At 60.1% G+C, this 12,874-nt stretch carries 9 protein-coding genes; 5 read left to right on the forward strand and 4 right to left on the reverse strand.

Translation table 11 applies throughout. The features are described from left to right. Positions 1–5 precede the first annotated feature (5 nt). The 4 genes from NDO55_RS02155 to NDO55_RS02170 all read left to right on the forward strand — a co-directional run bounded on the left by NDO55_RS02155 (position 6) and on the right by NDO55_RS02170 (position 7,421). Positions 6–881: an ABC transporter ATP-binding protein gene (locus tag NDO55_RS02155; RefSeq protein ID WP_252111989.1), complete on the forward strand. Its 876-nt coding sequence runs from the start codon at positions 6–8 to the stop codon at positions 879–881. 13 nt (positions 882–894) lie between these two features. Continuing rightward, the gene (locus NDO55_RS02160) at positions 895–4,491 is read left to right on the forward strand and encodes an ABC transporter permease/M1 family aminopeptidase (protein ID WP_252111990.1); all 3,597 of its coding nucleotides are present in this window, start codon (positions 895–897) and stop codon (positions 4,489–4,491) included. 275 nt (positions 4,492–4,766) lie between these two features. After that, on the forward strand, positions 4,767–6,266 hold the full coding sequence (locus NDO55_RS02165; RefSeq protein ID WP_252111991.1) for an HWE histidine kinase domain-containing protein: 1,500 nt from the start codon (positions 4,767–4,769) through the stop codon (positions 6,264–6,266). A 123-nt stretch (positions 6,267–6,389) separates the two neighbouring features. Beyond that, a complete protein-coding gene (locus NDO55_RS02170; protein ID WP_252111993.1) occupies positions 6,390–7,421 on the forward strand; it encodes a mechanosensitive ion channel family protein in 1,032 nt (343 codons plus the stop codon). A 73-nt stretch (positions 7,422–7,494) separates the two neighbouring features. Here NDO55_RS02170 and NDO55_RS02175 read toward each other — a convergent pair whose 3' ends face one another. Continuing rightward, entirely contained in the window at positions 7,495–9,810 is a 2,316-nt protein-coding gene (locus tag NDO55_RS02175; protein WP_252111994.1) for a DUF305 domain-containing protein, read from the reverse strand. A gap of 346 nt (positions 9,811–10,156) precedes the next feature. Beyond that, positions 10,157–10,339 carry a DUF1328 domain-containing protein gene (locus tag NDO55_RS12115; RefSeq protein ID WP_252111996.1) on the reverse strand — a complete coding sequence of 61 codons (183 nt, stop codon included), beginning with the start codon at positions 10,337–10,339 and terminating at the stop codon, positions 10,157–10,159. A 293-nt stretch (positions 10,340–10,632) separates the two neighbouring features. Here NDO55_RS12115 and NDO55_RS02185 point away from each other — a divergent pair, with 293 nt between their 5' ends. Next, entirely contained in the window at positions 10,633–11,328 is a 696-nt protein-coding gene (locus NDO55_RS02185; RefSeq protein WP_252111998.1) for a sulfotransferase family protein, read from the forward strand. 33 nt (positions 11,329–11,361) lie between these two features. On the opposite strand, the gene NDO55_RS11935 is transcribed toward NDO55_RS02185, so the two are convergent. Together NDO55_RS11935 and NDO55_RS02190 are read right to left on the reverse strand one after the other, a co-directional pair. Further along, positions 11,362–11,496 (reverse strand): hypothetical protein, encoded by a 135-nt coding sequence (locus NDO55_RS11935; protein WP_279639075.1) that lies wholly within the window; start codon positions 11,494–11,496, stop codon positions 11,362–11,364. 59 nt (positions 11,497–11,555) lie between these two features. Continuing rightward, the gene (locus NDO55_RS02190; RefSeq protein ID WP_252112000.1) at positions 11,556–12,734 is read right to left on the reverse strand and encodes a nucleotidyltransferase family protein; all 1,179 of its coding nucleotides are present in this window, start codon (positions 12,732–12,734) and stop codon (positions 11,556–11,558) included. Between the last annotated feature and the right edge of the window lie 140 nt (positions 12,735–12,874).

Here is a 12,874-nt window from a genome sequence, read left to right on the forward strand (position 1 = left end):
ATATAATGCTGGAAATCCGCAACCTGAGCCATGTCTATCCCAATGGCACGCGCGCGCTCACCGACGTCAATCTCGACATTGGCAAGGGCATGTACGGCCTGTTGGGGCCCAACGGGGCAGGCAAGTCGACGCTGATGCGGACCATCGCGACGCTGCAGACGCCGAGCGAGGGCAGCATCAAGTTCGGCGATGTGGACGTGCTGGCCGAACCCGACACGCTGCGCCGCCGGCTTGGCTATCTCCCGCAGGATTTCGGCGTCTATCCGCGCGTGTCGGCCTACAACATGCTCGACCATATGGCCGTCCTCAAAGGCATCACCGCCAAGAGCGAGCGCAAGGCCGTGGTCGAGACCCTCCTCGAACAGACCAACCTTTGGGGCGTGCGCGGCAAGGCGATTGCCGGTTTTTCGGGCGGCATGCGCCAGCGCTTCGGCATCGCCCAGGCGCTGATCGGCGATCCCGACCTCATCATCGTCGACGAGCCCACCGCCGGCCTCGACCCCGAAGAACGCAACCGCTTCCTCAACCTGCTCGCCGGCATTGGCGATGAGAAGGTGGTCATCCTGTCGACCCATATCGTCGACGATGTCGCCGATTTGTGCCCGCAAATGGCGGTGCTGGCCAACGGCCGCGTGCAGCTCGAGGGCAAGCCCTCCGATCTCATCGCCTCGACCCGCGGCAAGGTGTGGAAGAAGGTCATCGACCATGACGAGATTGATGAAACGCGCGAGGTCTATGAGGTGATCTCGACCCGCCTGTTCGCTGGCCGCACCATCGTCCACATCCTCTCCGATACGCAACCCGCCGGCACCGAGCCGGTCGAAGGCGGCCTCGAGGACGTCTATTTCGCAACGCTCGCCGACGTCCGTCGCGCGGCCTAGGGGAGGGCGGGACATGATCGGCAAGATTGCCGCTTTCGAGCTACGCTATCACCTGAAGAGCCCGACTTTCTGGGTCGGCACCTTCATCTTCTTTTTGCTGGGCTTCGGGCTCACCGCCTCGGACAATGTCCAGATCAATTCGGGCGGGGCGATCCATGAGAATTCGCCCTGGTCGCTGTCGGTCCTGATGGGTGTGGCAACGGTCTTCTACCTGATGATCGTCACGGCATTCGTTGCCAATGCAATCATTCGCGACGATGCGACCAAGTTCGCGCCGATGATCCGCGCCACCCCGGTCACCGAGCGCCAGATGGTGTTCGGTCGTTTCCTCGGCGGGTTCGGGATTGCCGCTTTGGGCTTCCTCATCGTGCCCTTCGGTGCCTTCATGGGCACGCTCATGCCGTGGGTGGATCCCGAACTGGTGGGACCGCAGCGGGCCGAATATTATCTCTGGCCCTATCTCGTCCTGTCGCTGCCCAACATCTTCCTCGCCAGCGCGCTCCTGTTCATGCTGGCGACCGTCACGCGGTCGATGATGTGGAGCTATGTTGGCGTCGTCCTGTTCGTCGTCGTCTATCTCGTCATCACCTCGATCGCATCGGCCAATCCTGATTTGCGCCCGATCTTCGCGCGCTTCGAGCCGCTTGGCGTCGGCGCGTTCAACGAGATCACGCGCTACTGGACCAATTTCGAGCAGAATACGCGTCTCCTGCCGCTGGAGGGCACGTTGCTCTTCAACCGCCTGTTCGGGATCGCGATGGGCTTTGTCTTCCTCGCCATCACCTTGTGGCGCTTCTCGTTCGCCGAGCGGCCTGCCTCGAAGCGCAAGCTGCGCAAACTGGCCAAGGCCAAGGAACGCGAAAAGATGCTGGCGGCCGTCCCGCCGACGCTCGGTGGAGAGGCCATCAGCACGGCTGGCCGCAAGCCCAATGCGCTGAGCCAGTTTATCGAACGCACGCAGATCGAGATCCGCCAGATGGTCCGCAGCCCTGGCCTCATCGTGCTGCTGCTTGTCGCGGTGGGTTTTGCCGCGTCCGATCTATGGGCTGGTCAAGCCATCTATGGCGCTGACAGCTATGCCACCGTCTCTGCGGTGATCAGCTCGGTGCGCGATCAATTCTATACCTTTATCATCATCATCGCGGCCTTTTATGGCGGCGAGGCCGTGTGGCGCGAACGCGACCACAAGATGAACGAGATCGTCGATAGCGCTCCGGTGCCCGCCTGGGCCATGACGGTGCCCAAGATCCTCGCCATCTTCCTCGTCATCGTCGCGATCAACGCGACGGGGATGATTACCGGCCTGTTCTATCAGCTCACCAAGGGTGCGGAAGAGTTCGGCGTCGCTTCCTACATCAGCTGGTTCATCATTCCGGCCGCCGTCGATGCTGCGCTGATCGCGGTGTTGGCGGTCGTGGTACAGGTGCTGAGTCCGAACAAATATGTCGGTTGGGGCATCCTGCTGGCCTGGTTCCTCGGCACCATCGTGATGTCGAACCTCGGCTATACCAACCCGCTCTACATTTACGGTGCCGGTCCAGGCGTGCCGCTCAGCGACATGGTTGATCCTGCGCCGTTCCAATATGGCGCGCGGATCATGCAGGCCTATTGGGCCGCCATCGCCGTGTTGCTCGCTTTGGCTGCGCACCTGTTGTGGCCGCGCGGGACCGACCTTGCGCTGCGCAGCCGCTTCAAGCGTCTGCGCCATTCGGGCGCGAGCCGCGGCGTGCTTGCCATCGGTCTTGTCGCGCTGGTGAGCGCGGTCGGGCTGGGCGTCTACACGCATCACAATATCAAGGAGCTCAACACCTATCGCACCGGCGACGAGGCTGAGGTTATGGCGGCCGAGTATGAGCGCAAATATCTGCAATATGAGGATGTCATCCAACCCATCGTCACCGACGTGAAGCTCGATGCCGACCTTTTCCCCGACGAGCGCAAGCTCGAGGTGGAGGGCAGCTACCAGCTGCTCAACAATAGCGACGCGCCGATCGAGCTGCTCTACATTCGCGAAGGCTCGCAGGACCTCGAATATGAGGCGATCGAGCTGGCCGGCGCCACACTGGAGACGCATGACGAGACCTATGGCGTGCGCACCTATCGGTTCGACACGCCGATGCAGCCGGGCGAGACGCGCGAGCTAAGCTTCAATTCACTGCTCTGGTACCAAGGTTTCCGTTCGGGCGGTCCGGCCACCGGCATCACGCCCGACGCGACCTTCGTGAACAGCCAGGCCTTCACGCCGATGATCGGCATGGATCGCTCGGGCATGCTCACCGACCGACAGGCGCGGCGTCGCCAGGGCCTCAGTGACGAATTGCGTCCGCCCAAGCTCGAGGACATGGATGCGACGCGCAAGAATGCGTTGAGCATGGACTGGGTCAATGCCGACATTACCCTGTCGACCGACGCCGACCAGGTGCCGATCGCGCCGGGCAACAAGGTGTCGGACGAGATTGTCGATGATCGCCGCGTGGCGCGCTTCGTCTCGCCCGCGCCGATCCTGCAATTCTTCTCGCTCCAGTCGGGCCACTACGAAGTGGCGACGCGCGATGTCGATGGGATCGAAGTCAGCGTCTATTATCACGAAAAGCATCCGTGGAATGTCGAGCGCATGCTGGATGCGGCCGAGGCAAGCCTGACCTACTTCGAGGAGAATTTCGGGCCCTACCAGTTCGATCATGCACGCATCATCGAATTCCCGGGCTATGCGACCTTCGCGCAGGCTTATGCCGGCACGATGCCCTATTCCGAAGCCATCGGGTTCACCGCAAAGGTCAACGAGGATGATACCGACTTCATCACCTATGTGATCGCGCACGAACTGGCGCACCAATATTGGGCGCACCAGGTCATTGGCGCGGGGATGCAGGGCGATGCGCTCACCACCGAGACGATGGCCAGCTATTCGGCGATCATGGTGATGAAGAGCCTGCTTGGCGAAGACCAGATGCGGCGTTTCCTCAAGCATGAGCTCGACCGCTATCTGTCGGGCCGCAAGGGCGAGACCATCGAGGAGCTCCCACTCATCCGGATGGAGAACCAGCAATATATCCACTACCGCAAGGGCGGGCATGTGATGGCGCTTCTGGCGCATCGTCTGGGCGAGGAGCGGGTCAATCGCGCATTCGCCAACTTCATCGAGAAGTGGCGCTTCAAGGGCGCGCCCTATCATCGCAGCCTCGATTTCGTCGCGGAAGTTCGTGCGGTCGCCGAGACCGAGGAAGAGCAGGCGCTGATCACCGACATCTTCGAGAAGATCGTCCTGTTCGACCTCAAGGTTGAGAATGCGACGACCGAACAGGTGGGTGACAAGTGGCGCACCACGATCGAGGTGTCGGCGGCCAAGTTTGAGGCCGATGGGCAGGGCAAGGAGACCGAAGTCGCCCTTACCGATCCGGTCGAAATCGGCCTGTTCAGCGCGCGTCCGGGCTTCGACAAGTTCGATAGCGACGATGTCGTCCTGCTCGAGACCCGCAGCCTCGAGGCCGGTACGACCACGATCATCCTCGAAAGCGACGAAAAGCCGGATTATGCGGGGATCGATCCTTATAATCGCTATGTCGATCGTATTTCGGAGGACAATCTGGAAAGCGTCAGCGAAAGCTAGCGCCCGCCCGATCACGTTAGTCGGCGGGAGCTGTCGCTATCAAATCAATTCGTAGCGGAAGGCTCTTGCAACAGCTTCCGCAAGCGTGGGGCCGCCAAATGGCTGCGTGCTGAATTTTGGCGGTTCAACCCGGATAAACGTCAAGGAGGACTTCGAGGAACTTCCCGCGTTGGTTGGCAGTTCGGGCCAAATCGGGTGAACGAATGAAAGGGCATCGGAATTGCCTTTGCCAAAGCTAAGCCGTTGACCTACGATGGTTTTTGAAAAGGGGAAGCGTGGCCACGAAAACCATACCAGCTGATCGCAATCATGCTTCGATGAGGATTGCCATGGAAATGCTCGCGCAAAGCGCAGAGCTTGTTGGCGAAGCATTCTTTCCGGAGCTAGTTCGTGGTGTGGCTCGATCCCTCGGCATGAAATGGGTGTTTCTTAGTCGCCCATCACCAATTGACGAAAGTCAGGCCGAGACTTTAGCGGTCTGGAATGACGGCCCCGCCGAAAATCTAGTTTATAATCTCAGCGGCTCACCGTGCGAGAAGGTGATTGGCGACGGTGCCTGCTGTTATCCTGAAAATATCACGCAAACCTTTCCCGACGATGCGTTGCTCAAGAGCTTGGGAGCCGAAAGCTATGTCGGCATTCCATTGATTTCTTCCAGCGGAATGGTGCTTGGTCTCATCGCTGCGGTTAGTGATCACCCTATAGAAGATCCGGTCCTTGCCAAGGACATTCTAGCCCTGTTTTCGGGGCGTGCGGCATCCGAGCTCGAGCGCATTTCGACAGCGTCCGCCAACGAGCGGCTCGGTCGAATTGTCGAAAGCTCGATTAGCGAGGCATATATTTTCGATGGCACAAATTATCGATTTGAGCTCGTCAACAGGGGTGCGCGCGAGAATCTCGGATACTCACCGGAAGAACTTCGAGCTTTAACGCCATGGGATTTGAAGCCCGATTATTCGGCTGACGAATTCAAGAAATATGTCGAGCCACTGAAAAGCGGCGCCGTGCCATTTCTCGAGTTTGAAACCATCCATGAACGCAAGGATGGATCGCACTACAATGTCTCCGTGCGCCTCCAATATTTTGGTGCGCCGGACAATGTCTTCTTTGCATCAATTGCCGACATCACAGAGCGAAAGATGGCGGAAGAACGAGAGCGCCTTTTGATGCGAGAGGTGAACCATCGTGCGAAGAATTTGCTGAGCATCATTCAGGTAATTGCTCGCCAGACCGACGCTGATGATATTGAGAAATACAAGAAGAGTTTCGAGAGACGGATCATGGCATTGGCGAGCAGTCACGACTTGCTCGTCCAAGCGCCTGCGAGAGGCATTGCCCTGCATGAATTGGTCGAGGCGCAGCTTGGGCATTTCGCAGATTTGTTCGGCGGTAGAATTCAGATCTCCGGCGAGCCAATTTCCCTCAAGCCCAACGCTGCCCAAAGTATCGGAATGGTCTTGCACGAATTGGCAACCAATGCGGCGAAATACGGGGCTTTGTCCAACGGCACAGGCAGGATTGCGATTCGATGGAAGTCTTTCGTCGCCGAAAACGGTAAGGACAAATTCGAGCTCGGCTGGATCGAAGAAGGCGGGCCTGAGGTGGTGGCGCCTGAGAAACGCGGGTTTGGCTCGATCGTGATCGAAAAATCCCTGCAATCCAGCATTCGCGGTGAGGTCGATCTTCGTTTTGCTCGCGAAGGACTGCGGTTCCACGTCGAGTGTTCGCTTTGCTCGGTCAAGGATGAGCTAGGCGTGCCATCAGTTCACGAATAGCTCAAAGAGAGACGGGCTCTTCAATCGCCTAGCGTCTTCAGAAACCCTCAAATCCGCCAATTGGGAACCAAGACCCCAGTCCAGATCGTTGCAGCAAAAACGACAGGAAATGGGGAACTGCGCATGGCAGGTAATGCAGACGATACAGGTGCGATCGACGACGCGCTGACAGGAGCGGCGCAATCGACCGGCGATATCGGTGCCGATATCGATGCGACCTGGGCGACGATCGATGGCCTGATCACCGGCTTCTTCGCCGCATTGCCCAAGATGGCGATCGGTATTGTCGTCTTCCTTGTTTTCTGGATCATCGCCAAGCTGGTGCGTGCCGCGATCAAGCGCGCGCAATTCGGCGACAGCGGCAGCCAGCTTTCCACCGTCTTCGCGCGGCTGGCCTACTGGTTCATCCTCATCGTCGGTGTGTTCGTGGCGCTGACCGTGGTGCTACCCTCGCTGACGCCTGGCCAGCTGATCGGTGGTCTCGGCATTGGCGGTCTCGCCATCGGCTTTGCCTTCCAGGACATCTTTTCCAACCTGCTCGCCGGGATCCTCATCCTCATCCGCCAACCTTTCCGGGTCGGTGACGAGATCGAAAGCGGCGATTTCAAGGGACGTGTCGAGGCGATCGAGACGCGGGCGACCTTCATTCGCACCTATGACAATCGCCGTATTATCATTCCCAACAAGCAGATCTATTCGGACCCGCTCAAGGTCATCAGCGCCTACGACATTCGCCGCAGCCAGTATGATATCGGCATCGGCTATGGCGATGACATTCGCGAGGCCAAGGACGTCATCCTGAAGGCGATCAAGGGCACCGAGGGCGTGCTCGAAGATCGCGCCCCCGACGTGCTGGTCGTCGACCTTGCTGCCAGCTGGATCACGCTGCGCGGGCGCTGGTGGACCGCCAGCAATCGCGGCGACGAGACGCGCACGTCGAGCCGCGTCATCGAGAATGTTGCCTATGCGCTTACCGAAGCGGGCATCGACATGCCGTTCGAAACGCAGGTCCATCTCTTCCACGACCAGACCGAGGAAACCGATGGGGACCGGGCCAACCAGCGCGAGGGCTGGCCGACCACGGCGAACAATCCCAAGCCGTCCAAGATTTCGGACTCGGTGCGCGAAGGCCGCCAGAAAAGCGCCAACGACTAGAGCGATGGGTAAAGAAAAAGGGCAGGGCGGTTTCCCGCGCCTGCCCTTTTCTTTTGGCGTTCGTGGCTAGGGCTTATTCGCCCTGGCCGACAATCCCGCGGAGCGTGTCGGCGAGCGCCGCACGACGCGGGCTGTCACCGTCGATCGCATCGATCATGTTGGCGAGGTTCGCCATGTCGCCGGCGTCCAGTGCGGCGCGGACCGTGGCGATGGCTGCCGGTTCGAGGCCGCCATTACGCTCGAGCTGGTCGAGATAGGCCTTAGCGACGACCGGAACCGCCGGCCAGCTGACGACCGTCTGGGTCTGCGGGTTGAAGACATTGTCCTCATACTGCGCCAGCTTGGCCGCTTCGATCTCGTTCTCGCTGAGATACTCGCTGGGCTCGAGCGCGAAGACGTCGAGGCCGCGGGCAATCTCGGTGCCGTAGAGATAGCCGTCATAGAAATAGGTCGACCAGTAGCCGCCCGAGGCGATGCGCTCGGGGTGGATCGGGCCGCGGTCGAAATAGGCCATTTCATAGGGGTTGGCGCTGTCGGTGAAGTCCATGACCGAGAGACCGCCCTGATACCAGGCCTGCGCGAAGATATCGCGGCCCGGGACCGGAATGGCCGAGCCGTTATGCGCGACGCAGTTTTCCGAGTCCGACTGGGCAGCCGGCAGCTTGTAATGGTTGCGGAAGGTGAGCTTGCCATCCTCGATGTCGTAGATGGCGTTAGCGCCCCAGTTCATCGGGTCCGACGCACGGCAACGGGCACGGCCACCGCCGCCCCACTCGTCGGTGAAGATCACCTTGGTGCCGTCATTGTTGAACGTGGCCGAGTGCCAATACTGGAAGCCATTGTCGAACACGGCGTCGATCCGGACCGGGTTCATCGGGTCCGAAATGTCCATCAGGATGCCGTTGCCCGAGCAGGCGCCCGCAGCGATCTGCATCGCCGGGAAGACGGTGATGTCGTGGCACTGGTTGGTCTGCGCGAGATACTGGCCCTCGGCGGTCTGGCCACCGAGCCACAGGCCGGCAATGTTGCCATCGTCGTCGGCAAAGACGCGCGGGCTCGACACGATGCGCGAGGCCGCCGGATTGTCGAGCGGGATTTCGATCACGTCGATCGAGAAGAGCGCGGTGCGGTCATCGCCAGGCACATTGCCGACGCAGCCTTCGAGCTCTTCGCCGTCACGGACGTAGGAGGTGCCGCTGTTATAGACGATGATGCGATCGTCATTGGCATCGACAACGCTGTGCGTGTGGCTGCCGCGGCAGGTCTGGACGAGGCCAACCTGGCGAGGTGCGGTGACATCGGAAATGTCGAAGATGCGGACGCCGCGGAAGCGTTCCGCGCTGACATCTTCAGCAACACCCTGGCGACCGCAATCGACACGGCCACGGCCCTGTTCGACGCTCATGATGAGGAGGTCGCCGACGACCGAGACGTCGCCTTGACCACCTGGGCAGACAACCGAGCTGACGAGGTCGGGGATACCGTCATCGCCGAGCGTGTAGATGTTGAAACCGTGATAGTTGCCGGTGATCAGCGTATCGCCCTGGAAAGCCATGTCGGTCTGGCTGAACGAGAGCAGGGGCGAGCGGGCATTCCACATACGCTCGACGCCATTCTCGTCTTCCGCTTCCTCACCGTCGCGCATGCGCACGGGCGGCAGGCCCGACGGGTTGGCAGGATCGAAGAAGCCGACCGGCTTGGACAGCGACACGACCTTGTTGAGGTTCCAGATCGCTTCGCCGGCATCTTCGAAGCCGGCGGCGAGGCCGACGCGCGGATCGTCTTGGAGGCCGGCGAGCAGCGCGTTCATGGTGGCGATCTCTGCGGTCTGGTCGCCGCGCACGTCGGCGGCAAATTCCGCAAGTACGGGGTCGCGCGCGGTGCCAGCGGTCTGGAACAGGTCCTGGACCATGGCGAGCGCGCCTTCATGGTGCGCAATCATCAGTTCAAGGAACATGCGATCGAATTCGACACCGCGAGCGGCGGCAAGCGCAGCTAGCTGCTGGTCGGTGGCCATGCCCGACATGCTTGCGTGGATCTTGGCGTGATCCATGTTCTCATGGTCCATATTGTCATGGTCCATGCCTTCATGGGCGCCGGGGTTGGGCGCATATTCACCGCGCTGCATGAGCCAGTCGCGCATGAAGGCGATTTCGTCGTCCTGTCCGGCAGTGATACGCGCGGCGGCGGCGATGACATCTTCATTGTTGGTGCGATTGTTGACCATGTTCGCCATCACGACCGCCTGGTGGTGGTGATGGATCATGCCCTGCATGAAGATGGCGTCCGCTTCGATATAGGCGGTGTCGGCAATGCGTGCCGCTTCCTCGGCGGTGATGGCGCGCGGCGCTTCGCCTGGGGCGCCTGGCTGCACGATCTGCTGGGCCATAGCAGGATTTGAAAGGGCCAGGGTCGCGAGGCTTACGCACGAGAGAAGAATGTTACGCGTCATGAAATGAACCTCCAAAAGCTAGAATCCAGCGCTTGTTGATCAGCAGGTTCTCGATTTCAATATGTCTATTCGACCAATGGCTGCAATTATCCGGCAAACCGGCATTCCGCATGGCCGTAGCTTTGCTCAAAGCTGGGCGGCTGCGGACCTCGCGGTCGGCATGGATCGTGCATACTCTGAGGCTTCATTGCCCGCGATGTTGCGCCAACGCTTCAAAATAGTGCGTTCCTCGCAAGCCGGCTTATTTCCGAGCAGTCCGGCCGGCCGCATCTATCTCTATGTTCTAGAGTTTGTCGGCCACGTTCTTTCCTGCCTTCCAGCCAAGAAACGCAAAAAAGACTGTCGCCATGATCGCAAGAACAAAGGCTATGATGGCAATGTCAGCGAACACCTCGGAAACACCGCCAAAGCCCAATATCGCTGAAATTAAAGCGATGATGGCAAATATGAATGCCCATTTATACATTTCTAGGTCTCCCTCTATAATGACCAGACCCTATCGGGGCCTTCATGAAATATACGGCACGGCGTCTTCGATGGTTCCGGTGTGAGGGCGGCCCTCGAAGGATTGTCGCGCTCGCGCGGTCAGTGACAATGGATCAATGTTGCGACTAGTGAAATGCTAGGAAATGCCTTTGGGGATGCGGGCTTCGCTCGGATATGGGTCGAACTGTATCTGTTTCCGACGATGCCAAGTTGCTTGTCTTAATAGCACTGGGCTTGCACAACAGATCGAAAGAGCAGGGGGAGAAGACCGATATGGCACTTGAAGTGATTGGTGCAGGGCCGGGCCGCACCGCAACATTTTCGACCAAGTTCGCGCTCGAACATCTAGGCTTCGGACCCTGCTACCATATGGCCGAGGTTTTCGCCTCCGTACGCCGCAACCTTCCGTTGTGGCAGGCCGCGGCAGACGGCAACCCAGATTGGGATACGATTTTCGCCGGCTATCGATCGACTACCGACTTTCCTGCCAGTGTCTTTTGGCGCGAGCTTGCAGATCATTTTCCGAACGCAAAGGTGCTGTTGACCGTCCGCGATGCCGATAGCTGGTTTGAATCGGTCAACGAGACGATCATGTCGCCGCGTATGCTAGGTTCGATGGAAGGCACGGCGATGATGAAGATGTTCCGCGGGACCTATCTGAAACCCTATGGCGACAAGGTGGGCGACCGGACCTTCATGACCGAGTGGTACGAAGCGCATAATCAGGCGGTGAAAGAAACGATCGCGCCCGAACGACTGCTTGTTTTCCATCCCAAGGAGGGCTGGGAGCCGCTTTGCGATTTTCTCGATGTACCCGTGCCCACCCAGCCATTCCCTCGCGTCAATAGCCGCGACGAATTGGGCGGCCAGGCGGATGAGCAAGGAGGGCTGCCAGCGGATCCAGAAGAGCTCGAGAAATGGGCCAAAAGCTACATGGCTGAATTGAAGGCCACAGCCTTCGACAGTTAAGATCGTAATGCTTCGCACGGCTGTATCGGTGCTTTAGGCGCGCGGCGAATACACGGGCACGCTTTGCTGCACGATCTGCTGGGCCTTAGAGGGCGTTGCAAAGACAAGCGCTGCAAGGCTCGCCGAGCAGAGTAGGCCATAACGCGTACAGGTCTTGGTCTTGGTCATCGTTTAGAACCCTCGACCGGTAAAAGTCTGCGGTTTCTCAAAGCGATGGGGAGGGGGTGTCAATCGTGGCCCTTTGGCCGTTCGTCGAAAAGCCATTTGTCATAGCGCCGCTGTATCAGGTTGAGTTTACCGGCATTCCTAGCCGAGCGCGCCGCAACGATTGCGGGCAGCCGCCGCGTCGCGAGGCGCCAGAGATGCCGCAGTCGGGTGGCGAATGAACGTCGTCCGTAGAGTTGCCTGAGGCGATCTGCAGTCGGCCAGAGCGAAGCAGAGAGCGAGCCGTCGCGGTGCGCTGCAACAGTGCGCAATTCCTGCAATTGATCCGGCGGGGCGAGCATGAGTCCAAGTGCCATATCCGCGCCTTCTGCCAACTCTGCCTTGTCGAGCTCGTAGCCGTGGTCGCCCGGTGGTGTGCTCGGAGACAGCCGCGCCACCAAACGGATCAAAGCGCCGAGCGGCCGCGAGACGCCTTCCTTGGCTGCCAGCTGCGTCGCTTTGTCCCAATCGATCTCTTGGGTGGCGAACAGCACTTCGAGGTCGGTCAGCGTCAACGGGCCATTGTCGAAGCGATGATCTCGCGCGGCATGGGAGACCAGGTGGATCAGCAGGACTTCAGGGCTGGGCGCATGCAAGGTCTCCCCCAACAGGTCGAAGCTTGCCGGGGACGCTTCCGCTTCCGCCTCGAGACCGCCCTTGCCGCGATGACCGAGCCTGAAATGAAGTTCCAGCGCAGTTCCCTGCGGGCCGTAGAGGATCGGCATTTGATGGGCGTCGTCCGGCACTAGATCGGGGTCGGCCGGCACGTCCGGGTCCGGTTCGTAGCCCTGTTGCCGAAGTGCGTGATAGGCGCGCGTCGCCAATGCGCGATCGGCGAGCAGCAGGTCGACGTCCCGCATCGGCCGCTGCGCAGGATCGGGATAGGCCGCATAGGCCAGATAGCCACCCTTGAGGACCAAGGGCTCTTCACCCGTCGTGTCCCGCACGCGCCGCACCATGTCGACCAGGTCGGCCTGCTGGTGGAGCGACCGCAAGGTTGCCACGCCTGCGACAGCCCGCCAATTTTCGGCAAGCGAGGCTGGCACGTCTGTGAGGTCGGGGTTCCTGCCGACGATCAGCGGCGCCAGGCGATGGGCCTCGACGATCGTCGCGATCTGGTCCCAGTCACCCCCATCAGCGCGGTCGGTCGCCCGGGGGAAGAGCAGGGACAGCAAGGTCGATTGGACGGCGTCGGGCGACATAGGCGCAAGCTAGGCCGGAGAGAGATCATGTCCAGCAGATTATCGCAGGCTTGGCGCGGCGATGCGGCTTTGGCAAACAGTCCCTTAACCCTTTCGCCCTTAGGTGGGACCGAGAGAGAGCGACCATTCATTCGCCGAGG

Source organism: Sphingomicrobium sediminis, from assembly GCF_023805295.1.
Lineage (GTDB): Bacteria > Pseudomonadota > Alphaproteobacteria > Sphingomonadales > Sphingomonadaceae > Sphingomicrobium > Sphingomicrobium sediminis.

What these genes read in the sequence shown, in the direction of transcription:
- NDO55_RS02155 (WP_252111989.1), top strand. Translation starts at nt 6, where the DNA reads ATGCTGGAAATCCGCAACCTGAGCCATGTCTATCCCAATGGCACGCGC.
- NDO55_RS02190 (WP_252112000.1), bottom strand. Translation starts at nt 12,734, where the DNA reads ATGTCGCCCGACGCCGTCCAATCGACCTTGCTGTCCCTGCTCTTCCCC.
- NDO55_RS02160 (WP_252111990.1), top strand. Translation starts at nt 895, where the DNA reads ATGATCGGCAAGATTGCCGCTTTCGAGCTACGCTATCACCTGAAGAGC.
- NDO55_RS02170 (WP_252111993.1), top strand. Translation starts at nt 6,390, where the DNA reads ATGGCAGGTAATGCAGACGATACAGGTGCGATCGACGACGCGCTGACA.
- NDO55_RS02185 (WP_252111998.1), top strand. Translation starts at nt 10,633, where the DNA reads ATGGCACTTGAAGTGATTGGTGCAGGGCCGGGCCGCACCGCAACATTT.
- NDO55_RS12115 (WP_252111996.1), bottom strand. Translation starts at nt 10,339, where the DNA reads ATGTATAAATGGGCATTCATATTTGCCATCATCGCTTTAATTTCAGCG.
- NDO55_RS11935 (WP_279639075.1), bottom strand. Translation starts at nt 11,496, where the DNA reads ATGACCAAGACCAAGACCTGTACGCGTTATGGCCTACTCTGCTCGGCG.
- NDO55_RS02175 (WP_252111994.1), bottom strand. Translation starts at nt 9,810, where the DNA reads ATGGCCCAGCAGATCGTGCAGCCAGGCGCCCCAGGCGAAGCGCCGCGC.